Origin of the sequence: Tabrizicola flagellatus, assembly GCF_008271465.1 — a bacterium.
Lineage (GTDB): Bacteria > Pseudomonadota > Alphaproteobacteria > Rhodobacterales > Rhodobacteraceae > Tabrizicola > Tabrizicola flagellata.
This window is the reverse complement of sequence record NZ_VMDU01000003.1, coordinates 20,709-40,795: the sequence shown is the minus strand read 5'-3', so window position 1 is coordinate 40,795 and position 20,087 is coordinate 20,709. Positions and strand designations below refer to the sequence as shown.

General features: G+C 68.8%; 23 protein-coding genes and 1 tRNA gene. 14 read left to right on the top strand and 10 right to left on the bottom strand.

Annotated elements, in window-relative coordinates:
- The first annotated feature begins 5 nt into the window (after positions 1 to 5).
- The 3 genes from FL625_RS06060 (at position 6) to FL625_RS06050 (ending at position 2,930) form a co-directional block, all read left to right on the top strand.
- Positions 6 to 482: an ureidoglycolate lyase gene (locus FL625_RS06060; RefSeq protein ID WP_149587753.1), complete on the top strand. Its 477-nt coding sequence runs from the start codon at positions 6 to 8 to the stop codon at positions 480 to 482.
- 85 nt (positions 483 to 567) lie between these two features.
- Positions 568 to 2,055, top strand: a complete 1,488-nt coding sequence (locus tag FL625_RS06055) for a nucleobase:cation symporter-2 family protein (RefSeq protein WP_149587752.1) — start codon at positions 568 to 570, stop codon at positions 2,053 to 2,055.
- A gap of 98 nt (positions 2,056 to 2,153) precedes the next feature.
- The gene (locus tag FL625_RS06050; RefSeq protein ID WP_149587751.1) at positions 2,154 to 2,930 is read left to right on the top strand and encodes a potassium channel family protein; all 777 of its coding nucleotides are present in this window, start codon (positions 2,154 to 2,156) and stop codon (positions 2,928 to 2,930) included.
- 2 nt (positions 2,931 to 2,932) lie between these two features.
- Here FL625_RS06050 and FL625_RS06045 read toward each other — a convergent pair whose 3' ends face one another.
- Positions 2,933 to 3,286: a cupin domain-containing protein gene (locus tag FL625_RS06045; RefSeq protein WP_149587750.1), complete on the bottom strand. Its 354-nt coding sequence runs from the start codon at positions 3,284 to 3,286 to the stop codon at positions 2,933 to 2,935.
- Positions 3,287 to 3,430: 144 nt separating this feature from the next.
- Between FL625_RS06045 and FL625_RS06040 the strand changes: the two genes are divergently transcribed.
- Entirely contained in the window at positions 3,431 to 4,003 is a 573-nt protein-coding gene (locus tag FL625_RS06040) for a GNAT family N-acetyltransferase (protein WP_149587749.1), read from the top strand.
- 173 nt (positions 4,004 to 4,176) lie between these two features.
- On the opposite strand, the gene FL625_RS06035 is transcribed toward FL625_RS06040, so the two are convergent.
- Both FL625_RS06035 and FL625_RS06030 read right to left on the bottom strand, forming a co-directional pair.
- Positions 4,177 to 5,190 carry a type I glyceraldehyde-3-phosphate dehydrogenase gene (locus tag FL625_RS06035; RefSeq protein ID WP_235019334.1) on the bottom strand — a complete coding sequence of 338 codons (1,014 nt, stop codon included), beginning with the start codon at positions 5,188 to 5,190 and terminating at the stop codon, positions 4,177 to 4,179.
- Positions 5,191 to 5,259: 69 nt separating this feature from the next.
- A complete protein-coding gene (locus FL625_RS06030) occupies positions 5,260 to 7,269 on the bottom strand; it encodes an AsmA family protein (protein ID WP_149587748.1) in 2,010 nt (669 codons plus the stop codon).
- 152 nt (positions 7,270 to 7,421) lie between these two features.
- On the opposite strand from FL625_RS06030, the gene rimO reads away from it, so the two are divergent.
- On the top strand, positions 7,422 to 8,810 hold the full coding sequence (gene rimO / locus FL625_RS06025; protein WP_200833894.1) for a 30S ribosomal protein S12 methylthiotransferase RimO: 1,389 nt from the start codon (positions 7,422 to 7,424) through the stop codon (positions 8,808 to 8,810).
- Between the two features lie 55 nt (positions 8,811 to 8,865).
- Entirely contained in the window at positions 8,866 to 9,108 is a 243-nt protein-coding gene (locus FL625_RS06020; RefSeq protein ID WP_149587746.1) for a CDGSH iron-sulfur domain-containing protein, read from the top strand.
- A gap of 289 nt (positions 9,109 to 9,397) precedes the next feature.
- Here FL625_RS06020 and FL625_RS06015 read toward each other — a convergent pair whose 3' ends face one another.
- The 4 genes from FL625_RS06015 to FL625_RS06000 form a co-directional block, all read right to left on the bottom strand.
- Positions 9,398 to 9,760 carry a diacylglycerol kinase gene (locus FL625_RS06015; protein WP_149587745.1) on the bottom strand — a complete coding sequence of 121 codons (363 nt, stop codon included), beginning with the start codon at positions 9,758 to 9,760 and terminating at the stop codon, positions 9,398 to 9,400.
- Positions 9,761 to 9,789: 29 nt separating this feature from the next.
- The gene (locus tag FL625_RS06010; RefSeq protein ID WP_149587744.1) at positions 9,790 to 10,173 is read right to left on the bottom strand and encodes a YigZ family protein; all 384 of its coding nucleotides are present in this window, start codon (positions 10,171 to 10,173) and stop codon (positions 9,790 to 9,792) included.
- 106 nt (positions 10,174 to 10,279) lie between these two features.
- Positions 10,280 to 10,528: a DUF6455 family protein gene (locus FL625_RS06005; protein WP_149588031.1), complete on the bottom strand. Its 249-nt coding sequence runs from the start codon at positions 10,526 to 10,528 to the stop codon at positions 10,280 to 10,282.
- A gap of 66 nt (positions 10,529 to 10,594) precedes the next feature.
- Positions 10,595 to 11,323 (bottom strand): M48 family metallopeptidase, encoded by a 729-nt coding sequence (locus tag FL625_RS06000; RefSeq protein WP_149587743.1) that lies wholly within the window; start codon positions 11,321 to 11,323, stop codon positions 10,595 to 10,597.
- A 129-nt stretch (positions 11,324 to 11,452) separates the two neighbouring features.
- On the opposite strand from FL625_RS06000, the gene FL625_RS05995 reads away from it, so the two are divergent.
- From FL625_RS05995 to yihA, 4 genes are all read left to right on the top strand, one after another.
- Complete coding sequence (locus tag FL625_RS05995) at positions 11,453 to 11,692, top strand: DUF8831 family protein (RefSeq protein WP_149587742.1); 240 nt, start codon at positions 11,453 to 11,455, stop codon at positions 11,690 to 11,692.
- A gap of 137 nt (positions 11,693 to 11,829) precedes the next feature.
- Complete coding sequence (gene yidC, locus FL625_RS05990) at positions 11,830 to 13,674, top strand: membrane protein insertase YidC (protein ID WP_149587741.1); 1,845 nt, start codon at positions 11,830 to 11,832, stop codon at positions 13,672 to 13,674.
- Positions 13,671 to 14,447 carry an MOSC domain-containing protein gene (locus tag FL625_RS05985; protein WP_149587740.1) on the top strand — a complete coding sequence of 259 codons (777 nt, stop codon included), beginning with the start codon at positions 13,671 to 13,673 and terminating at the stop codon, positions 14,445 to 14,447. The genes yidC and FL625_RS05985 overlap by 4 nt, the downstream gene beginning before the upstream one ends.
- Positions 14,444 to 15,094: a ribosome biogenesis GTP-binding protein YihA/YsxC gene (gene yihA / locus FL625_RS05980; protein ID WP_149587739.1), complete on the top strand. Its 651-nt coding sequence runs from the start codon at positions 14,444 to 14,446 to the stop codon at positions 15,092 to 15,094. Before FL625_RS05985 ends, yihA begins: the two co-directional genes overlap by 4 nt.
- Positions 15,095 to 15,151: 57 nt before the next feature.
- Here yihA and yidD read toward each other — a convergent pair whose 3' ends face one another.
- From yidD to rpmH, 3 genes are read right to left on the bottom strand one after another with little or no spacing between them, the layout of a single operon-like run.
- Positions 15,152 to 15,400, bottom strand: a complete 249-nt coding sequence (gene yidD, locus FL625_RS05975; protein ID WP_149587738.1) for a membrane protein insertion efficiency factor YidD — start codon at positions 15,398 to 15,400, stop codon at positions 15,152 to 15,154.
- Positions 15,397 to 15,804: a ribonuclease P protein component gene (rnpA, locus tag FL625_RS05970; protein WP_149587737.1), complete on the bottom strand. Its 408-nt coding sequence runs from the start codon at positions 15,802 to 15,804 to the stop codon at positions 15,397 to 15,399. Before rnpA ends, yidD begins: the two co-directional genes overlap by 4 nt.
- A 32-nt stretch (positions 15,805 to 15,836) precedes the next feature.
- Positions 15,837 to 15,971, bottom strand: a complete 135-nt coding sequence (gene rpmH, locus FL625_RS05965; RefSeq protein WP_103259146.1) for a 50S ribosomal protein L34 — start codon at positions 15,969 to 15,971, stop codon at positions 15,837 to 15,839.
- 236 nt (positions 15,972 to 16,207) lie between these two features.
- Here rpmH and FL625_RS05960 point away from each other — a divergent pair, with 236 nt between their 5' ends.
- The 4 genes from FL625_RS05960 to FL625_RS05945 all read left to right on the top strand — a co-directional run bounded on the left by FL625_RS05960 (position 16,208) and on the right by FL625_RS05945 (position 19,931).
- Positions 16,208 to 16,942, top strand: coding sequence for a TVP38/TMEM64 family protein (locus FL625_RS05960; RefSeq protein ID WP_149587736.1), 735 nt, complete (start codon positions 16,208 to 16,210; stop codon positions 16,940 to 16,942).
- Complete coding sequence (locus FL625_RS05955) at positions 16,943 to 18,358, top strand: dihydrolipoyl dehydrogenase family protein (protein ID WP_149587735.1); 1,416 nt, start codon at positions 16,943 to 16,945, stop codon at positions 18,356 to 18,358.
- A 106-nt stretch (positions 18,359 to 18,464) separates the two neighbouring features.
- Complete coding sequence (locus tag FL625_RS05950) at positions 18,465 to 19,805, top strand: sensor histidine kinase (protein ID WP_149588030.1); 1,341 nt, start codon at positions 18,465 to 18,467, stop codon at positions 19,803 to 19,805.
- A 49-nt stretch (positions 19,806 to 19,854) separates the two neighbouring features.
- Positions 19,855 to 19,931, top strand: a tRNA-Arg gene (locus FL625_RS05945).
- Positions 19,932 to 20,087: the final 156 nt, after the last annotated feature.

The following is a 20,087-nucleotide window of genomic DNA, read 5'->3' as shown; positions in this document are numbered from 1 at the left end:
CGCGGATGAGACCCCTCACCCCCGCCCCGCTCACGCCCGAAGCCTTCGCCCCCTTCGGCGACGTGCTGGACGCCACCGGCGACTTCCGCCTGATCAACCAGGGCCTGTGCCGCCGCCACCACGACCGCGCGCGCCTCGACTTCGGGCCCGAAGGTCGCGCCGGCATCTCGATCTTCCGGGCCGAGCCCCGCGCCCTGCCCTACCGCTTCGACCTGATCGAGCGCCACCCCGAGGGCTCGCAGGCCTTCATTCCGATGTCGGAACACCCTTTCCTCGTCATCGTCGCGCCCGATCCGCAGGCAGAACCGCGCGCCTTCCTCACGAATGGCGCGCAGGGCATCAACCTGCACCGGGGCACCTGGCACGGCGTGCTGACACCGCTGCATGCTCCCGGCCTCTTTGCCGTGGTGGACCGCATCGGCCCGACGCCGAACCTCGAAGAATACCGTTACAGCCAACCCTGGACGGTCCTGGCCCCCTGAACGGGGCCGCCTAACCGGATCGCACCCAAGGGGCAGTGCGAAGACGGCGCGAACATAAACGCCCCAAGGGAAAGGAACGAAGCAGATGACCTCACAGGTCCACCCCGTGGACGAGATGCTGCCGCCGCCGAAGCTCTTCACCCTCGGCCTCCAGCATGTCCTCGTCATGTATGCCGGCGCCGTCGCAGTGCCCCTCATCGTCGGCCGCGCGCTCAAGCTCGAACCCGCCGACGTGGCCTTCCTGATCTCGGCCGACCTCTTCGTCTGCGGCCTCGTCACCCTGATCCAGAGCCTTGGTGCCACCCAGTGGTTCGGGATCAAGCTGCCCGTCATGATGGGCGTGACCTTCGCCGCCGTGGGGCCGATGGTCGCCATGGCCAACGCGAACCCCGGCCCCGAAGGCGCCCGCGCGATCTTCGGCGCGATCATTGCCGCCGGCCTGATCTCGATCCTGATCGCGCCCCTTGTCTCCCGCATGCTCCGCTTCTTCCCGCCAGTGGTCACCGGCACGATCATCCTGGTCATCGGCGTGAGCCTCATGCGGATCGGCATCAACTGGATCTTCGGGAACCCCGTCGGGCCGACAGCCCCGATGATCGTCGATCCCGCCCATGCCGACTGGCTCAAGGCCGTGACGGAAGGCGCCGCCGCCGGAACCGTGACCGGCGTCGCGGACCTGCCCGCCAAGTTCGCCCCGGCGCCCACGCTGCCGAACCCGGCCTATGCGCCCTTGGGAAATGTCGCCGTCTCGGCCGTGGTGCTGATCTCGATCCTCCTGATCGCCCGTTTCGCCAAGGGGTTCCTCTGCAACATCTCGGTCCTGCTGGGCATCATCATCGGCGCCATCATCGCCGTGGCCCTGGGCAAGATGACCTTCGACAAGGTGGCCGACGCCGCCTGGTTCGGCCTGATCACGCCCTTCCATTTCGGGATACCGACCTTCGAGCCGGTGATGATCGTCACCATGACCCTGGTCATGATCGTCGTGATGATCGAATCCACCGGCATGTTCCTCGCGCTGGGAGAAATGACCGGCAAGCCCGTCACGCAACCCATGCTGTCGGCGGGCCTGCGCACGGATGGCCTCGGCACGCTGATCGGAGGGATCTTCAACACCTTCCCCTACACCTCCTTCTCGCAGAACGTGGGCCTCGTCGGCGTGACCGGCGTGCGCTCGCGCTTCGTCTGCGTCGCGGGGGGGATCATCCTGATCGTCCTCGGCCTCGTGCCGAAGATGGGCGCGCTGGTCGAATCCGTCCCCACCATGGTCCTCGGCGGAGCCGGCCTCGTCATGTTCGGCATGGTCGCCGCCACCGGCATCCGCATCCTGTCGGGGGTGAACTTCGCCACCAACCGCAACAACCTGTTCATCGTCGCGGTCTCGCTCGGCATGGGGATGATCCCGCTCGTGGCCCCCAACTTCAAGCAGTGGATGCCGCATGACCTGCATCCGCTGATCGAAAGCGGCATCCTGCTCGCCTCGGTGACGGCGGTCATCCTGAACGCCTTCTTCAACGGCACGAAGGATGCCACCGACGAGATCAAGGCCGCCGCCGCGATGGCCGACCACTGACCGAACGGGCCGGGGCACGCACCCCGGCCCTTTCCCCCTGACAGGCCGCGCGCGGGCCGCTAGTCTGGCCGGCAAAAGCCCGAAGGACCGCCCGCCCGATGCCAAGCCCGACGCTCCAATCCCGCCTTCGCGCGCTTTACGAAGGCAGCGGAGCCACCGCCGACCGCTTCCGCTATCTCCTCCTCGGCTTCGACCTCCTGACCGTGACCTGGCTCGTCGCCTCGTCCTTCTTCACCCGCAGTCCCTGGCATACCGGCATCGACATCGCGATTGGCCTCGTGTTCCTCGCCGACCTCCTCGCCCGGCTCTGGATCGCCCGCCGCCCCCGGCGCGAGATCCTCAGCCTCTGGGGGCTGGCCGACATCCTGGTGATCCTGTCGCTCCTGTTCCCGGTCTGGGGCGAGGGGCTGGCCTTCCTGCGCGTGCTGCGGCTGTATCGCGTGTTCCACTCGCCGCAGACGCTGGACCAGCTGCGCGACGACATTCCCGGCTTCCGGCGCAGCGAGACCACGATCCGCGCCGCGCTGAACCTGACGATCTTCCTCTTCGCGATGACCGCGCTGGTCTACCAGACGCAGTCCGGGGTGAACGAGAAGATCACGAACTATGTCGATGCGCTGTATTTCACCGTGACCACGCTCTCGACCACCGGCTTCGGCGACATCACCCTGGTCGGCACCACAGGCCGGCTTCTGTCGGTCGCCATCATGATCGTCGGCATCAGCCTCTTCCTGCGCCTTGTGCAGGTGGTGCTGCGCCCGCCCAAGGCCCATTTCCCCTGCCCCGTCTGCGGCCTGCGCCGGCACGACCACGACGCCGTGCACTGCAAGGCCTGCGGCACGGTGCTGAACATCCCCGACGACGGTCTGGACTGAACCTATTTCAGCTTGATGCAGAAATGCTTCCGCACCGGGGCCTCGATCTTCCAGGTTCCCTTGAACGTGGGCTCCACAACGAAGGCATCGCCGGGCCGCAGCGTGACGGGCTTGCCGCCGTCCGGGGTGATGGTGATCTGCCCCTCGATCAGGTGGACGAATTCGTAGAACTTGTAGGTCGCGTGCCAGCTGCCCACCGTCGCCTCCCAGGTGCCGCTGATCACGCTGCCATCGGCCGAGGTGTGCTGGACCCAGGTCTTCATCGTCGGGGTGCCTTCGGTCTTTACCCAGCCCTCCAGGTCGGTGACCATCGGCTCGGGGCCGGGGGCGGGCAGGCGGAATACGGTGTCGGTCATCGGTTGCTCCCTGCGTCTGGCCCTTGGTAGGTCCGCGTGCCGGGCCGCGCAAGGCCGGGATGCGCCGGTTCCCTGTCGGTTTTCGCCTTGCGGCGCGGGCGGCGGTCTGCTTCACACCGGGGGCGCAGCGACAGGAGGGATGCCATGCTGATCCGCGAGGCCAGGGCCACCGACGCCGACCATCTGGTCCGCTTCATCAACATGGCCGCCGACGACCTACCGCTGCATTTCTGGAAGAAATCCGTCGGCCCCGACGGCGACCCGCTGGCCCTTGGCCGGGAACGCGCCGCGCGCGAGACGGGGAACTTCTCCTACCGCAACGCCTGGCTGGCCGAGGTGGAGGGCGAAGTCGCGGCCTGTCTCCTAGGCTATCCCGCCGCGCTGGAACCCGAGCCCATCGCTCCCGACACTCAGCCGCTCTTCGTTCCCCTGATCGAGCTCGAGAACCTGGCCCCCGGCTCCTGGTATCTGAACGTGCTCGCGACCTATCCCGAACATCGCGGCAAGGGACTGGGGTCAGCCCTGCTCGCCAAGGCCGAGGCGGTGACGCGGGCGGCGGGCCGGAGCACGATCAGCCTGATCGCCGAGGACACCCACCTGGACGCGCTGCGCCTCTACCGCGCAAGGGGCTTTGCCGAGGTGGCCCGTCGCCCCGTCGTCAAGGAAGACTGGGCGGTCGATGCGCGCGAATGGATCCTGTTCACGAAATCCCTCTGACCCGCCTCCTCGTTCGACTGCGTCTCCTCGTCGGCCCCGTCCCGCGCGAGGAGAAGCCGAAGGCGCACGACGAGCGGCCGCAGGGGGCGCGGAACATCCTTTCCAGATCCCTAACACCCACGGCCAAGTGTCCGGAATCACGTCCGAATCCGGAAATGTCCACCGTGGACAGATCACGCCATCTTCAGGGCCATGTCCAGCATCCGGTTGGAAAAGCCCCATTCGTTGTCATACCAGCCGAAGACCCGCAGCATGCCCCCCGGCGTCACCTTCGTCTCCGGGCAGGCCATGACCACCGACTCCGGCCGCGCCCGCAGGTCGGTGGACACCAGCGGCCGGTCGGTTGACCCGATCACCCCGCCAGCCGCGCGGAAGGCCGCGTTCACCTCTTCGACCGAGGGGCGGGTCTCCGTCACCAGGTGGAAGTCCACGCAGGAGACCGAGGCTACCGGCACCCGCACCGCCTGCGCGACGATCCGGCCGGCGAGGTCGGGCAGCACCCGGTCCAGAAGCCGTGCGGCCGAGGTCGTCGTCGGCACCATCGACAGGGCCGCCGCCCGGCTGCGCGCATAATCGGCCGCCGGGGCATCCACGGTTGGCTGGCTGCCGGTATAGCAGTGGACGGTGGTCATCGACCCGGTGACGATCCCCCAGCGTTCATGGATGAGCCGCGCGAGCGGCGCCAGCGCATTCGTGGTGCAGGAGGCGTTCGAGACGATCCGCTGCCCCGCCAGTACCCCCTCGTTCGCCCCCAGCACCACCGTCACATCCGCCGCCGCCGAGGGCCCCGAGATCAGCACCCGCCCCGCCCCAGCCCTCAGCCCCCGCTCGGCCACCTCGCGCGCCTCGGCCCGGCCGGTACATTCCATCACCAGGTCCACCCCCGACAGGTCCAACGTGGACAGGTCGGGCGTCCGGCCGAGAGGAATTGCCCGCCCGTCCACCACCAGCGCGCCGCCCTCCAGCGCGACGGATCCGCGCCAGGGGCCGAAGACCGAGTCGTACTCGAACAGCCAGGCGCACATCTCCGGCGCGGCGATGTCGTTGATCCCGACGATCTCCAGCCTCGACCAGCGGTCCGGGGTCTGCAGGAAGGCCCGCAGAACCGACCGCCCGATCCGCCCGAACCCGTTGATGAAGACCCGCATCCGCACCCCTCCGCCCAGCGTTCCGTGCAGTCTCAGCATGGGTCGGGCGCGGCTTCAACAGCGTTTTGATCAAAACTTGTGCCCGGCACAATCCGCGCCGGGCGGGGTTCAGTTGCCGCCGAGGATCTCTTCCAGCGCCCGGCGCGCCTCGTCCTCCAGCGCCTTGGTCGCCCCACGCTTGGCCGCGTCCTCGAGCGATTCATCCGGGGCGACCTCGACGCCGAGTTCCTCTCGCAGCCGCCGCTCCAGTTCTGCCTTGGCAGCTTCTTCCGCAGCCTTGGCCTCGGCCGCCAGCCGCTCGGCCGCGGCCCTGGCCTCGGCCTCCATCTTCTCGCGCGCGATCGATTCCAGATCCAGCCGGAAGCGCGGCTGGGCCCAAGGTCCGGTGACGAGCAGGGGCACCATGACCCCGCCCGTCCCGTCCTCGGCCGCCAGCGCCGTCGGCCGCAGCCGGTAATCGAGCGTCCGCTCGCCCAGTCCGATGCGGCCGGAGCCGGAGGCGGTCAGATAGGGCGCGACCAGCTTAAGGTCGCTGTTCGAGAGCACCCCACCCTCCATCGCGAAGGTGCCGGCCAGCCCGTCGAAGATCGTCTTCTGCCCCTCGCCGACATAGCCCGCATCCAGCGTCCGCAGCATGCCCGCAATGTCCAGCCCGCGCAGCTCGCCACGGCCGAGCTCGAGCGCGCCCTTGCCTTTCAGGCTTTTCATGATCGCGTCGATCGAATTGCCGACGCCTAGGAACTCCAGCTCCAGATCGCCGGTCGAGATCAGCCGGTCCCAGCCGGCAAGGTCGGTGAACAGGGGCTGGGTCTGCATCCCCGCGAGCTTCAGCCGACCGCCGACCGACAGGCCGCCGCGGCCGTTCACGACGAAATCGCCCGAGACCTGCCCGCCATAGGCCTGCATCTCGCGGATGTCGAACACGGCGCGGGCGCGGTCCACGGTGATCATCAGCCGGGTCGGACCCGCCTTCAGCACGCCCAGATCGACCGAAGGCGCGGACAGCGCCACCTCGGCATCCATCGCGCCCAGGGCGCTCACGTCGATCGGGCTGTCCGGCCAGCCCTCGGCCTGCATGCCCCCGGCGCTGCCGCCGCCCTGGTCGCCGCCCGATCCGGTGCCGATCACGATCGGCCCGGCGGTCAGCTGCGCCTTCAGCTTCGGCCGCGCCTCGCCGGGCAGAAGGTCGAGATCGCCCTTCAGCTCGTTCCCGTCCGCCACCAGCGTCGCCCCGCGCAGGAAGGCCGCGCCGCTGCCGTCCAGCGTCAGCTGCCCACTGGCCTGAAGCCGATCCTGCCCGAGACCGGGGCCGGGGCGCGACAGGTCCGATCCGAACAGCCGGCCCAGCGCGGGCAGATCCGCGAGATCCGCCGTCAGCGCGCCTTCCGCGGCCGGCGGGGCATAGCCGCCGCGCCCCTCGAAGCCCAGCTTGCTGCCCCCGGCAAACAGGCTGGCCTTCAGCGGCACGACCCGCCCCATGGCAAAGGCCGAAAACGCCTCGCCCGTCAGGTCCAGCGCCACCTGCTGCCCCCCCGACAGCGCCGTGGCGGTCAGGGTGAACGGACCCGAGAAATCGGGGATCCTGAGCCGCGCATCCACCTCGTCCAGTGCGATGGAGCGGCCGGTCTGCCGGTCGTCATAGCGGATCATGCCCCCGCTGATCGCACCGTCGTCGAGGCTGAAGCCGGTCGCTGCGGGCGGCACGGCCCCGACGCCGCCGCCATCCGAAGTGGCGGAGAATGTCCAGTTGGCCCGTCCGTCCTTTGCGCGTTCCAGGTTGATCTCGGGGCGTTCGGCCTTGAGGCCGAGGATCTTCACCTCGCCCCCCATCAGCGCGCCGAGGTTCACGTCGATCGACAGGCTTTCGGCCCGGAACAGGGGCTGGTCGCCCTCGGCCCAGTCGGCGTTGGCGACGCTCACCGCCCCGGCCGTGACCCCGAGAGTCGGCCAGAGCCGGGGGCTGATCTCGCCCGCGATCTGCAACTTGCGGCCGGTCATCGCCTCGAACTGGGACGACACCGCCTGCGCGATCCGCTCCGAGGGGACCATGGCCAGCAGACCGAGCGCCAGCAGCACCAGGACGGCGAGACTGACCCCGACACGGATGACCCAGCGCATGCCCACCTCCTCGGATTTTCTTGTTTTGCGGAAGTTTAGGCCCTTGCGCGCCGGCTTGCCAAGTCAGGGGGGCCGGACTGGCATCAAATGGCCGAGAGATGCCGGCAGACCCCGGGCTTTCCCCGGGCCTCAGGGCGCGCTATAGGCGGGCCATGTCGCAGAACCCGCCCCTCCTTCGCCCCGACCTCGCCCGCGCGCTTGTCCCCGACACCCGCCGCGAGGGCCAGCCGACCATCGGCATGGTCAGCCTCGGCTGCCCCAAGGCGCTGGTGGACAGCGAGCGCATCCTGACGCGGCTGCGGGCCGAGGGCTATGCGATCAGCCCCGACTACAAGGGCGCGGATGCGGTGATCGTGAACACCTGCGGTTTCCTCGACAGCGCCAAGGCGGAAAGCCTGGAGGCGATCGGCGAGGCCCTGCAGGAAAACGGTCGCGTGATCGTGACCGGTTGTCTGGGGGCGGAACCCGAGTACATCACCGGGGCGCATCCGAAGGTTCTCGCCGTGACCGGCCCGCACCAGTACGAGGCGGTGCTGGATGCCGTCCACGGCGCCGTGCCGCCCGCGCCGGACCCGTTCATCGACCTCCTGCCGGCCTCGGGCGTGAAGCTGACGCCGCGGCATTACAGCTATCTGAAGATTTCCGAAGGCTGCAATCACAAGTGCCGCTTCTGCATCATCCCCGACATGCGCGGCCGTCTGGTCAGCCGCCCGGCCCATGCCGTCCTGCGCGAGGCGGAAAGGCTGGTCGAGGCGGGGGTCAAGGAGCTTCTGGTCATCAGCCAGGACACTTCGGCCTACGGAGTGGACCGCAAGCACGACCTGTCGCCGTGGAAGGGCGGCGAGGTGCGCGCGCATATCACGGACCTCGCGCGCGAGATGGGCAGGCTCGGCGCCTGGGTGCGGCTTCACTACGTCTATCCCTACCCCCATGTGCGCGAACTGATCCCGCTGATGGCCGAGGGGCTGGTGCTGCCCTACCTCGACATCCCCTTCCAGCATGCCCACCCCGAGACGCTGAAACGCATGGCCCGCCCGGCGGCGGCGGCGCGGACGCTGGACGAGATCGCCGCCTGGCGCGCCATCTGCCCCGACCTGACGCTGCGGTCCAGCTTCATCGTGGGCTACCCGGGCGAGACCGAGGAAGAGTTCCAGACGCTGCTGGACTGGCTGGACGAGGCGCAGCTGGATCGCGTCGGCTGCTTCCAGTACGAGAACGTCAAGGGGGCGCGGTCGAACGACTTGCCCGACCATGTGCCCCCCGAGGTCAAGCAGGACCGCTTTGATCGCTTCATGGAAAAGGCCCAGGGCATTTCGGCGGCGAAACTGGCCACGAAGGTTGGAAAAGTGCTATCCGTGATCGTGGACGAGGTGGACGACGAGGGCGCCACCTGCCGCACCATGGCCGACGCGCCCGAGATCGACGGGAACCTGTTCATCGACGAGGGCTTCGAGGGTCTGGCTCCGGGCGACATCGTCGAGGTCGAGGTGGACGAGGCCGGCGACTACGACCTGTGGGGCCGTCGGCTCCAGCCCCGTTGACAGGCCGGAAGCCCGGCCCATCTTGCAGGGCAGGAAGATGTTGCAGGAGCGCCGGATGTCCAACAGCCCGATTGTCGCCGCCACGACCCCCTTCAAGGTCGAGGTCGAGGAAGGCAAGTCCTATTTCTGGTGTGCCTGCGGCAGATCGGCAAAGCAGCCGTTCTGCGACGGCAGCCACAAGGATACCGGCCTGTCGCCGGTGAAATGGACGGCCGATACCTCGCGCACGGTGTTCTTCTGCGGCTGCAAGCAGACGGCCAGGGCCCCGATGTGCGACGGATCGCACAAGTCCCTCTGACCTCCGGCCGGTCGCCCGACCCTGATGCGTGACCGGCCGTCGCAACCTCTGGAGATGCGTCCCGCAGGGCCAAGTCCCGGCCCGAAACCGGGGAAACCCGTATCCTCTACAATCAGGACTGCCCCGTCTGCCGGTTCGGGATCGAGGCGTGTCGCCGCCGCGCCGGGTCTCCGGGATTGCCGATCCGGTTCCAGGGTCTCGGCCAGGCCGAGGAGTGGAACCTGCTCCATGCGCGGATTCTCGCTCCGGCCCCTTACCGCGCGCATCTGCGCCGGCAGCGACGGCGCCGCTACCCCACCAGCACCACCACCCAGGCCACCCCCGCCGCGATGGCCGCCAGCGCCACGCAAGCCGAGCCGCAATCCTTGGCCTTCTTCGCCCTCGGGTCGGGCGCGGGCGCGATCATGTCCACCACTTCCTCGATCGCGGTGTTGATCAGTTCCGCCGCCAGGACCAGAAGCCCCAGCGACAGGATCAGGCCGCGCTCGCCCGGGCTCAGGTCCAGCGCAAAGGCCAGAGCGGCGGACAGGACATTCGCGAGCGTCCATTGCCGCAGGGTCTTTTCCGTGGCCCAGGCGGCGCGGAAGCCCTCCCAGGACCAGATCACCGTGTTTGCAAGCCGCCTGGCCTCGGCCTGTAGCATCTCGCGCATCCCGTCCTCCGCCTGCCCTGAGGGAAAGCCTAACGGCGGGGCCGGGGTGCGTCGAGGCCCGAGCGCAGCGCCGCCAGCGCCGCGCGGGTACAGGTGACGATATGGGCAAAGCGGTCGCCGCCGAGGTTCACGCCGCCATACCAGCGCGTCACCACCACGATGCGATCCGGCACGCCCTCGCGTTCCAGCATCTTCAGGATCACCGCCCCGGCCCCGGCCTCGCCGTCGTCGTTCTTCAGCGGGCCGCCGTCGGACAGGATCGCGGCCCAGCTGTGATGGGTGGCCTTGTCGAACTTGCGGCGAAGGCGGAGCGTGGCGAGAAAGGCTTCGATCTCGGCCCGGCTGCGCACCGCGCCGGCCGAGGCGGCATAGCGCGAGCCGCGGTCGCATACGAGGTCCTCGATCACGATCATGCCGGCGTCTTAGGGAAAGTCAGGGCGGCGGGCCAGAGGGGATGTCCGCCGCCCCGGGGCCGCACCGGGAAAGGGCTCCGGGCAGCCAGTGCCTGCAGGGCCAGGCTCAGCCCAACGCCTCGATCTCCGCCTTGTTCGGACAGAAGTCCGGCATCCTGCGCGCCGCGCCCGAGGCGCTGAGCCAGTGTTCGCACTCTTCGCCCCGCCGGCAGGCTGCGCAGCGGGCGATGAGATCCTCCAGTTCCGAGCGTTGCAGCCAGCCCTCCACGACCGCGCGCGGCAGGTTGACGCCCGAGATCCTTGCCATCCCGCGGGTAAGCCACCAGGCCCTCGGGGCCTCGGGATAACCGATCATCGTCCGACCCTCCTGAAGCAATACGGTCATGCTGCCGGGACGGCGGGCTGGTCGCCTTGACGCAGATCAATAGCCCCGGAGGCGCCGGACGGTCGCGGCCACCTGGGCCTTGCGCTGCGCATTCGGCGGGTGGCTGCCGAGAAACTTGTCGCCCGGATCGGGCAGTCGGTCGAAGAAGCCCGAGCCGCGCACCGGGTCATAGCCGGCCACCAGGGCGATCTCGGCGCCCAGGGCATCGGCTTCCAGCTCGAACTCGCGGCTGTAGCTGCGGGCGGCAACCTCTGCCCCGATGTTCTGCGCGGCCCGGATCTCGTCGGGTGACAGGCCGCTGGCCTGGGCCAGGACCCCGGCGAGGATCGCACCGGACATGGCCTGGTCCTGGCGCTTGGGGATGTGCCCGGCGATGTGGTGCGCAGCCTCGTGCCCCAGGACGAAGGCCAGTTCGTCGGCGTTGCGGGCATCGGCGATCAGGGCGAGCGTGAAGCCGATCACCGGGCGGCCGGTGCGGTCGAGCGTCTGGAAGGCATTCGGCGGCTGTCCTGGCCGGTCATCGACCACGATGCGGAAATCGCAGTTCCGCGCGACCCTACGGCTGCGGCAGTAGCTTTCGGCCACCGGCTCGACCCGGGCCACGACCGACAGGAAGGTTTCGGCCGCGGCGCGGGGCGGCTGGGTCGGGACGATCGTCACGGGAGCCACGACCGGAGACGGCACGGGTCCCGGTGCGGGCATGACGCATCCGCCCAGCGCCAGGGCAAGGGCAAGCGGCAGCGCACAGATCTTCAGGAGACGCATCGGGAACCTCGGCGAAGTCCACGCAGGGTAGGCAAATCGCCGGGGAAGGGAAAGGCCGCCTCACAGAGGTGTCATGACGCCATTGCCTTTGCCGTTGCCGAAGCGACGCGCCCCGGTTAGCCTTGTCTTATGTTCACCATCGAGCACGAATTCGACGCCACCGTGATCACCCTGGTTGACGAGGGCGGCGATCTGCCCCTGATGGAGGATGTGGTCATCAATGCCTTCGAGGATTGCGTCACGGTCGAACAGGCCGATCCGCAGACCGACGAAGTGCTGCGCATCACCCTGTCGATGACGCAGCTGCGCGATCTGGCCGCGGCGCTGAACCTGCCCGAGGGCAGCTACCGGCTGGAGCGCAAGGGCTGAGGCGCCCCGCCCTGCCAGCCCGGAAAACGCCCAGAAGTGATCGCCCCGGCCCGCCCTGCGGGGCGAAACTGCTTGACCTTTGCCCGGGCCTGTCGTTGAAGCACCGCTGATCCGAAGATCGGCATGGTGGCGGGCAGATGGAAGAGCAGAACAACAAGAACCTGATCCTGGCGATGGTTCTGAGCGCGGCGGTCATGATCGTCTGGTTCGTCCTGTTCCCCCCGCCCGAGCCGCCGGTGACCGCACCGACCGAAACCGCCGCCGGCGTGACGGGCGATGTCGCGGCCCCGACCACGCCCGCCCCGGACACCACCGTGCAGACCGAGACAACCCCCGCGCCCGAAGCGCCGCGCGTCGCCATCGACTCGACCAAGCTCTCGGGCTCGCTGTCGCTGCGCGGCGGCCGGATCGACGACCTGTCGCTCAAGACCTACCGCGAGGACCTGTCGCCGAACTCGCCGACGGTGCGGCTCCTGGCGCCGGTGGGCGAGGATCTGGCCTATTATTCGGTCTTCGGCTGGCTGCCGGGAACCGGGCTCCAGGCCGGCGAGGTTCCGGACGCCACCACGATCTGGACGGTCGAGGGCAATGCCACGCTGACCTCGGCCGCGCCGGTCGTCTTGCGCTGGGACAACGGCAAGGGCCTGACCTTCCGCCGCGAGATCGCGGTGGATGACAATTTCATGTTCACCGTGACCGACACGGTGCAGAACGCCTCGGGTTCCGCCGTCACCCTGCAGCCCTACGGCATCATCGCCCGGCACGGCCTGCCCAAGCTGCAGAACATCTTCGTGGTGCACGAGGGCGCGATCCAGCGCGAGGACGGGATCCGCACCGAGACCGACTATTCCGACATCACCAAGCTGGACCCCGACCCGCGCGAGGGCGGCCTGCCGGCCATGGTGACCGAGGCCACGACCGATGGCTGGATCGGCTTCACCGACCACTACTGGATGACGACGCTGATCCCCGAACAGGGCCGTCCGTTCAAGTCGGTGCTGAAATACGTCCCCGATGCCGGGATCTACCAGGCCGAGGTGCGCGAGCCGGTCGTCTCGCTGGCTGCGGGGGCGACGGCGACCAGTTCGATGCGCTTCTTTGCCGGGGCGAAGGAATGGGCCACGATCCGCGCCTACGAACGCAATGACGGCATCGCGGGCTTCCTCGATTCGATCGACTGGGGCTGGTTCTACTTCCTGACGAAGCCGATCTTTGCCGTCCTGCACTGGCTGAACGCGCAGATCGGCAACATGGGCTGGGCGATCATCGCGCTGACCTTCTTCCTGAAGTTCCTCGTGCTGCCCCTGGCCTACAAGTCCTATGTCTCGATGGCGCGGATGAAGGAGCTTCAGCCCGAAATGGAAGCGCTGAAGGAGCGCGCGGGCGAGGACAAGCAGAAGCTGCAACGCGAGATGATGCAGCTTTACAAGGACAAGAAGGTCAACCCGGCGGCGGGCTGTCTGCCGATCCTGATCCAGATCCCGATCTTCTTCGCGCTCTACAAGGTGATCTTCGTCACCATCGAACTGCGCCATGCGCCCTTCTTCGGCTGGCTCAAGGACCTGTCGGCCCCCGATCCGTCCTCGCTGTTCAACCTCTTCGGCCTTCTGCCCTGGGATGCGCCACCGACCGGGTCGCTGTTGCACCTGATCTTCATCGGCGTTCTGCCGCTTCTGCTCGGCATCACCATGTGGCTGCAGCAGAAGCTGAACCCCGCGCCGACCGATCCGGTGCAGGCCTCGATCTTCGCCTGGATGCCCTGGGTGTTCATGTTCATGCTGGGCGGCTTCGCCTCGGGCCTCGTGATCTACTGGATCACCAACAACACGATCACCTTCGTGCAGCAGTACCTGATCATGTGGAGCCACGGGAAACGGCCGGACATCTTCGGCAACATCCGGTCCGCCAGGGCAGCGCGGATCGAGGCGAAGGCAAAGGCAGCAACCCCGCCGGCGCCGCAGCCGAAGAAGGGCAAGAAGTGACCGGGACGGCCGGGTGGACAACGGCAGGGCGCGTCGCGCTCCTGGTGCGCCACCCGATCAAGTCCGCAGGCTTCGAGACCGTGCCCGAGGCCGTTCTGACCGAGGGCGCGGCCTTTCCCTTCGACCGGGTCTGGGCCGTGGCCCATGCCGCCGCCCGGCTGACCGAACCGCCCGCCTGGGCCCCGAAGCTCCAGTTCCTGCGCGGCTGGGGCTCGGCCGATCTGATGGCGGTCGCCTGCACCTCGGATCCCGACCGGGCAGAGGTGACCCTCAGCCACCCCCGCCGCCCGACCGAAAGCTTCCGCCCCGACGACCCCGCCGATGCCGCGCGGCTGATCGACTGGCTCCGCCCGCTCTGGCCCGCGACGCGGCCCGAACCGGCCCGGGTCATCCGGGTGCCGGGCCAGGCGCTGACCGATCAGGACCAGCCGCTGGTCTCGATCAATTCCACCACCTCGCTGGCCGACCTGTCCGCCAGGATGGGCCTGCCGCTCTCGCCGCACCGCTTCCGCGGCAACATCTGGGTCGAGGGCTGGGCACCCTGGGCCGAACTGGACCTGATCGGGCAGGAAATCGCGATCGGCGCGGCGCGCCTGCGTATCGAGGAACCAATCGGCCGCTGCCGGGCGACCGGCGCAAACCCCGAGACGGGCGTGCAGGACGCCGACACGATGGGCGCGCTGGAAACGGGCTATGGCCATACCGATTTCGGGGTCTTCGCGCGGGTGATCGCAGGCGGCCGGGTAACGGTTGGCGACGAGGTGCGCGCATGACGATGACCTTCACCCTGACCCCCGAACCCGAGGAGTCCGCGCGCGAGGCCGGCCGGCTCTTGTTCGCCGGCCCCGTCACCTTCGTCAAGGGCGTGGTCGCCATGTCCGGCCTGCCCCCCGCCGACCGGCTGGAGGTCTGCTTCGCCGGGCGCTCGAACGTCGGGAAATCCAGCCTGATCAACGCCCTGACCGGCCGCAAGACGCTGGCGCGCGCCTCGAACACGCCGGGGCGGACGCAGGAGATCAACTATTTCGCCCTGGGCGAGTCGCGCTATCTGGTGGACCTGCCCGGCTATGGCTTCGCCGAGGCGCCCGTGGCCATCGTCGCCAAGTGGCAGGCGCTTCTGAAGCAGTATCTGTCGGGCCGGCCCACGCTGCGCCGGGCCTTCGTGCTGATCGACGCGCGGCACGGGATCAAGGCGGTGGACGAAGAGATCCTGACGCTTCTGGACCGCAGCGCGGTGACCTTCCAGGCGGTGCTGACCAAGGTGGACAAGATCAACCGCAGCGAACGCGCGGCGGTGATCGAGCAGGTGAAGGGCGCGCTGGCCAAGCACCCGGCGGCCTACCCCGAGATCGTGGTGACGAGTTCCGAGAAGGGCGAAGGGATCGAGACGCTGCGCGCCCTGATCGCGACGATGGAATAGGGGCCAAAATCCTTCGAAGGATTCTGCAAATCTTTTCGAAAAGATTCGCGCCCGGACCTAGCGTCCCGCGTCATGGTCCGGATCGGCCCCCGGCACCGGGTCGTAGCCATGCCCGCCCCAGGGGTGACAGCGGCAGATCCGGTGGGCCGCAAGGTAGCTGCCCTTCACGGCCCCGTGCCGTTCCAGCGCCTCCAGCGCATAGGCCGAACAGGTCGGCTGGAACCGGCAGCCATGGCCGACCCAGGGCGACAGGACCAGCCGGTAGGCCCGCACTGGCAGCGCGACAAGGTGCGCAAGCGGGGTCATGCCCGCCCCCGGTGGACGGCAGTCAGTGCCTGCCGCAGATCGGAACAAAGGTCGGCATAGCTGCGCGTCACCGTGGCTTCGGGCCTGGCGACCAGGACATAGTCCCAGCCCGGACGGGCCTCGGGCGCCAGCACCTCGCGCGCAAGGGCCCGCAGCCGCCGCTTGGCCCGGTTGCGCAGCACCGCATTGCCGATCTTCTTCGAGGCGGTGAACCCCACCCGCACCGCCGGGTCGCCATCCGCCCGGTCGCGCGCCTGGAGCAGGAACCCGCCGGTCCCCTGCCGCCGCGCCGCAGCCGCCTTCAGATAGTCGGCGCGCTTGGCCATCACGCAAAGCGAAACCGCCGGAGACCTTGCGGGCGCTGCGGCGGCGATGCCTTGGCCCTGGGTCTCCGGCGGTGTCATGAGCAAACCCTGACGCCCTTGCGGGCGGTCGATCAGGCGGTCAGCTTGTGACGGCCCTTGGCGCGGCGGGCGGCCAGGACCAGACGGCCGTTCTTGGTGGCCATGCGCGCCCGGAAGCCGTGGCGGCGCTTGCGAACCAGGTTCGACGGTTGAAAGGTGCGCTTCATCGCGGCTCTCCATCAGACGTGACCCGAAAACCATTAGGATTCGAGGGCCGGTAACTTGAAGCCCGTCATTTACGGGCGGTCGCGGCCCAAGTCAACGTGGCCCGGGCGGATTTCCTGCAACATTTCCACGACCGGCCGCAAGAAATGTTGCAGCCCTGCCGGGTTTGAGCCGACCGGGATCAAGGCCGCGTGAACCCCCTGTCGCGCCGCGCCAAGCTGGGCCATGGTCAGGCCCCATGCAAGGAGCCCCCGTGACACCCGCCCCTTCGTCCTCGACCTGGCTGCGCCGCCTGCCGATCCTGGTGATCCTGGGTGCGGCGCTGGTCGGTGCCGTGGTCCTGCGCGACGATCTGAGTTTCGAGGCGCTTGCGCGTCACCGCGATGAGCTGCTGGCCTATCGGGATGCGCATTACCTGTGGTCGGTGCTGGTCTTCCTTGCGGCCTATGTCGCCATAGTCGGCCTCAGCCTGCCGGGCGGAACCATCGCCACGCTGACCGGCGGTTTCCTGTTCGATCTGTTCCCCGGCGTGCTCTACAACGTCCTGGGCGCCGGGACCGGGGCGGTCCTGATCTTCCTGGCGGCGCGCTCCGGTTTCGGCGAGGCCCTGTCGCGCAAGCTTGAAGGGGCTGGCGGCAGGGCAGCGCGGTTGCAGTCCGGCCTGCGCGAGAACGAATGGTCGGTCCTGTTCCTGATGCGCCTCGTGCCGCTGGTGCCCTTCTTCCTCGCGAACCTGATCCCGGCGCTGGTCGGCACCAGTCTCTGGCGCTTTGCCGTCTCGACCTTCCTCGGGATCATCCCGGGGGCGCTGGTCTTCACCTCGGTCGGCGCTGGCCTGGGCGAGGTCTTTGCCCGGGACGAGGCGCCTGACCTTGGCATCCTCTTCACCCCGCCCGTTCTGCTGCCGCTTCTGGGGCTTGCCGCCCTCGCCGCGCTGCCGATGCTGTTGCGCGCCGTCCGGAGGATGCGCTGAATGGGCCGGATCGAGACCGACATCTGCGTGATCGGCGCCGGATCGGGCGGGTTGTCGGTCGCGGCGGGCGCGGTGCAGATGGGCGCGCGCGTCGTGCTGGTCGAGGCGGGCGAGATGGGCGGCGACTGCCTGAACGCGGGCTGCGTGCCATCGAAGGCGCTGATCGCCGCGGCCAAGGCGGCCGAGGCACAGCGCCGGGGCTTCCGCGGCATCGCCGGGGTCGCGCCGGCGGTGGACTTCGGCGCGGTCAAGGACCATGTCCGCGCGGTGATCGCAGCGATCGCCCCGGTGGACAGCCAGGAGCGTTTCGAGGGCCTCGGCTGCACCGTCATTCGCGCCTTCGCCCGTTTCACCGGCCCGCGCGAGGTGCAGGCCGGGGATGCGACGATTCGCGCCCGGCGCTTCGTCATCGCCACCGGCTCGCGCCCCTTCGTGCCGCAGGTGCAGGGGATCGACACGGTGCCCTACCTGACAAACGAGACGATCTTCGACCTGCGCGAGAGGCCCGGGCATCTGGTCATCGTCGGCGGCGGCCCCATCGGGGTCGAGATGGCGCAGGCGCACCGGCGGCTGGGCTGCGAGGTGACGGTGATCGAGGCCGCGCATGTGCTGGGCCGCGAGGATCCCGAACTGGCCGCCGTGGTCGTTCAGGCCCTGCGGCACGAGGGGATCGCGCTGGTCGAGGGTCAGCCGGTGGTGCGGCTGGCCGGCGAGGAGGGCGCCGTCGAGGTGACGCTGGGCAACGGGCAACAGCTGCGGGGGACGCATCTTCTCATGGCGGTCGGGCGCCGGGTGGCGCTGGACGGCATGAACCTCGAGGCGGCGGGCATCGCCTACACGCCCAGGGGCGTGACGGTGGACGCGCGGCTGCGCTCGACCAACCGGCGGGTCTATGCCGTGGGCGATGCGGCGGGGGGGCCGCAGTTCACCCATGTCGCAGGCTGGCATGCCGGAATCGTGATCCGGCAGGCGGTTCTGGGTCTGCCGGCCAGGGCCGATCCCCGGGCGATCCCGCGCGCGACCTACACCGACCCGGAACTGGCGCAGGTCGGTCTGACCGAGGCCGAGGCCCGCGCCGCGCATGGCGATGCGCTGACCGTCCTGCGCGCAAGCTTCGCACACAACGACCGCGCCCAGGCCGAGGGCAGGACCACTGGCCTGCTCAAGGTCATGGTGGTCAAGGGTCGCCCGGTCGGCGCCGGCATCGTCGGACCGCAGGCGGGCGAGCTGATCGGGCTCTGGGCGCTGGCGATCTCGGCCCGGCTGAAATTGTCCGCCATTGCCGGCATGATCGCGCCCTATCCGACGCTGGGAGAGGTTTCCAAACGCGCGGCGGGCGCCTATTTTAGCCCGAAGTTGTTCGAGAACCTGGGGTTGAAGCGCGTGGTGGGCTTCATCCAGCGATGGGTTCCGTGAGGCCGGACCAGGCAGGTTCGGGTGGAAGGTTCGGGTGGCCGAAAGACGCAAGAGCTTTCTCAACACGCTGTCCGGGCGCTTCCTGATCCTGACCGTCATCTTCGTGATGCTGGCCGAGGTGATGATCTTCGTGCCCTCGATCGCGCGTTTCCGGGCCGACTTCCTGCTGACCCGGCTGAAACAGGCGCAGATCGCCGCCCTGACCCAGCTTGCCGCCGAAGCTCCGGTCTCGCCGGACCTCGAGGCGGAGCTTCTGAAGAACGCCGAGGTCTACAACGTCGTCCTGCGCCGGGACGAGGTTCGGCAACTGGTCCTGTCCTCGCCGGTGCCGGACGAGATCCATGCCTCGTATGACCTGCGAATGGCGGGACCCTGGGAGCTGATCCGCGATGCCTTCGCCACGCTGCTCGACCCGGAAAACCGCATCGTCCGGGTAATCGGCTACCCGGTGCAGGAGGCCGGCACGCTGATCGAGGTGACGATGGAGACGCGGCCTCTGCGGGTCGCCATGATCGACTACGGGCTGCGGATCCTGATCCTGTCGGCCCTCATCTCGGTCGTCACCGCGTTCCTCCTGTTCCTTGCCGTCCGCCGCCTGCTGGTGCTGCCGATCCGCCGGGTGGTGCGGCACATGCGCGATTATGCCGAGGCACCCGAGGATGCGCGGCGCGTGATCACCCCCAATGCGGATGTCGAGGAGCTGCGCATGGCCGAGGAGGCGTTGCAGTCGATGCAGACCCAGCTGACCGGCGCCCTGCGGCAAAAGGAGAGGCTGGCGCAACTGGGCGGTGCCGTGGCCAAGATCAGCCACGACCTGCGCAACGTGCTGACCACGGCGCAGCTGTTCGCAGACCGGATCGAGGGCAGCGCCGACCCGGTCGTGGCGCGGTCGGCGCCCAAGCTGATCGGCTCGATCAGCCGCGCGGTCTCGCTTTGCGAGGCGACGCTGGCCTTCGGCAAGGCCGAGGAACCGCCGCCGCAACTGCGGCGCCTGAACCTCGCGCAACTCGCCGCCGAGGTCGTCGAGGGCGAGGGCCTGGGGGCCGAGTCTCCCATCACCTGCCTGATCGACATCCCGCCCGGAATGATGATCCGCGCGGATGGCGAACAGCTCTATCGCGTCCTGTCCAACCTGATCCGCAACGCCCGGCAGGCGATCGAGGCGACGGGCCAGCCCGGAACGATCGAGGTCTCGGCGGGCGAGGACGAATCGGAATGGTGGATCCGGGTCGGCGATACCGGGCCTGGCCTGCCGGCCAAGGCACGCGAGCATCTGTTCTCGGCCTTCCAGGGCGGCGCTCGGAAGGGAGGCACGGGCCTCGGCCTTGCGATCGCCGCCGAACTGGTGCGCGGTCACGGCGGCCGGCTGGAGCTGGTTCGCGCTGACGCGGAAGGCACCGAGTTCGCGATCCACCTGCCGAAAGGGACAAGCGAGATTTCCGCGTGATTTGGCCCTTGCATTGCCTGGCCGAGGGGGCTACATGGCCGGGCATTGCGGACCCGTAGCTCAGCTGGATAGAGCATCAGACTACGAATCTGAGGGTCGGGCGTTCGAATCGCTCCGGGTCCGCCACGTTCTTGGATGGCTCAGGCTGAAAGGCCCGGGCCATTTTCTTTTGCCCGGGCCGCACCGCGTCGCTGCCGGACAGATCAGACCCTTCTGTTGCCCTGACACATGGCTGCCTGCTACGCATGGCTCAGGCGTAACGCCCCGGACCCGGACCGTCCG

Excerpts from the sequence above, each read along its gene's own strand:
- FL625_RS06060 (WP_149587753.1), top strand. The coding sequence starts at position 6 with ATGAGACCCCTCACCCCCGCCCCGCTCACGCCCGAAGCCTTCGCCCCC.
- FL625_RS06055 (WP_149587752.1), top strand. The coding sequence starts at position 568 with ATGACCTCACAGGTCCACCCCGTGGACGAGATGCTGCCGCCGCCGAAG.
- FL625_RS06050 (WP_149587751.1), top strand. The coding sequence starts at position 2,154 with ATGCCAAGCCCGACGCTCCAATCCCGCCTTCGCGCGCTTTACGAAGGC.
- FL625_RS06045 (WP_149587750.1), bottom strand. The coding sequence starts at position 3,286 with ATGACCGACACCGTATTCCGCCTGCCCGCCCCCGGCCCCGAGCCGATG.
- FL625_RS06040 (WP_149587749.1), top strand. The coding sequence starts at position 3,431 with ATGCTGATCCGCGAGGCCAGGGCCACCGACGCCGACCATCTGGTCCGC.
- FL625_RS06035 (WP_235019334.1), bottom strand. The coding sequence starts at position 5,190 with ATGCTGAGACTGCACGGAACGCTGGGCGGAGGGGTGCGGATGCGGGTC.
- FL625_RS06030 (WP_149587748.1), bottom strand. The coding sequence starts at position 7,269 with ATGCGCTGGGTCATCCGTGTCGGGGTCAGTCTCGCCGTCCTGGTGCTG.
- rimO (WP_200833894.1), top strand. The coding sequence starts at position 7,422 with ATGTCGCAGAACCCGCCCCTCCTTCGCCCCGACCTCGCCCGCGCGCTT.
- FL625_RS06020 (WP_149587746.1), top strand. The coding sequence starts at position 8,866 with ATGTCCAACAGCCCGATTGTCGCCGCCACGACCCCCTTCAAGGTCGAG.
- FL625_RS06015 (WP_149587745.1), bottom strand. The coding sequence starts at position 9,760 with ATGCGCGAGATGCTACAGGCCGAGGCCAGGCGGCTTGCAAACACGGTG.
- FL625_RS06010 (WP_149587744.1), bottom strand. The coding sequence starts at position 10,173 with ATGATCGTGATCGAGGACCTCGTATGCGACCGCGGCTCGCGCTATGCC.
- FL625_RS06005 (WP_149588031.1), bottom strand. The coding sequence starts at position 10,528 with ATGATCGGTTATCCCGAGGCCCCGAGGGCCTGGTGGCTTACCCGCGGG.
- FL625_RS06000 (WP_149587743.1), bottom strand. The coding sequence starts at position 11,323 with ATGCGTCTCCTGAAGATCTGTGCGCTGCCGCTTGCCCTTGCCCTGGCG.
- FL625_RS05995 (WP_149587742.1), top strand. The coding sequence starts at position 11,453 with ATGTTCACCATCGAGCACGAATTCGACGCCACCGTGATCACCCTGGTT.
- yidC (WP_149587741.1), top strand. The coding sequence starts at position 11,830 with ATGGAAGAGCAGAACAACAAGAACCTGATCCTGGCGATGGTTCTGAGC.
- yihA (WP_149587739.1), top strand. The coding sequence starts at position 14,444 with ATGACGATGACCTTCACCCTGACCCCCGAACCCGAGGAGTCCGCGCGC.
- yidD (WP_149587738.1), bottom strand. The coding sequence starts at position 15,400 with ATGACCCCGCTTGCGCACCTTGTCGCGCTGCCAGTGCGGGCCTACCGG.
- rnpA (WP_149587737.1), bottom strand. The coding sequence starts at position 15,804 with ATGACACCGCCGGAGACCCAGGGCCAAGGCATCGCCGCCGCAGCGCCC.
- rpmH (WP_103259146.1), bottom strand. The coding sequence starts at position 15,971 with ATGAAGCGCACCTTTCAACCGTCGAACCTGGTTCGCAAGCGCCGCCAC.
- FL625_RS05960 (WP_149587736.1), top strand. The coding sequence starts at position 16,208 with ATGCAAGGAGCCCCCGTGACACCCGCCCCTTCGTCCTCGACCTGGCTG.
- FL625_RS05955 (WP_149587735.1), top strand. The coding sequence starts at position 16,943 with ATGGGCCGGATCGAGACCGACATCTGCGTGATCGGCGCCGGATCGGGC.
- FL625_RS05950 (WP_149588030.1), top strand. The coding sequence starts at position 18,465 with ATGCTGGCCGAGGTGATGATCTTCGTGCCCTCGATCGCGCGTTTCCGG.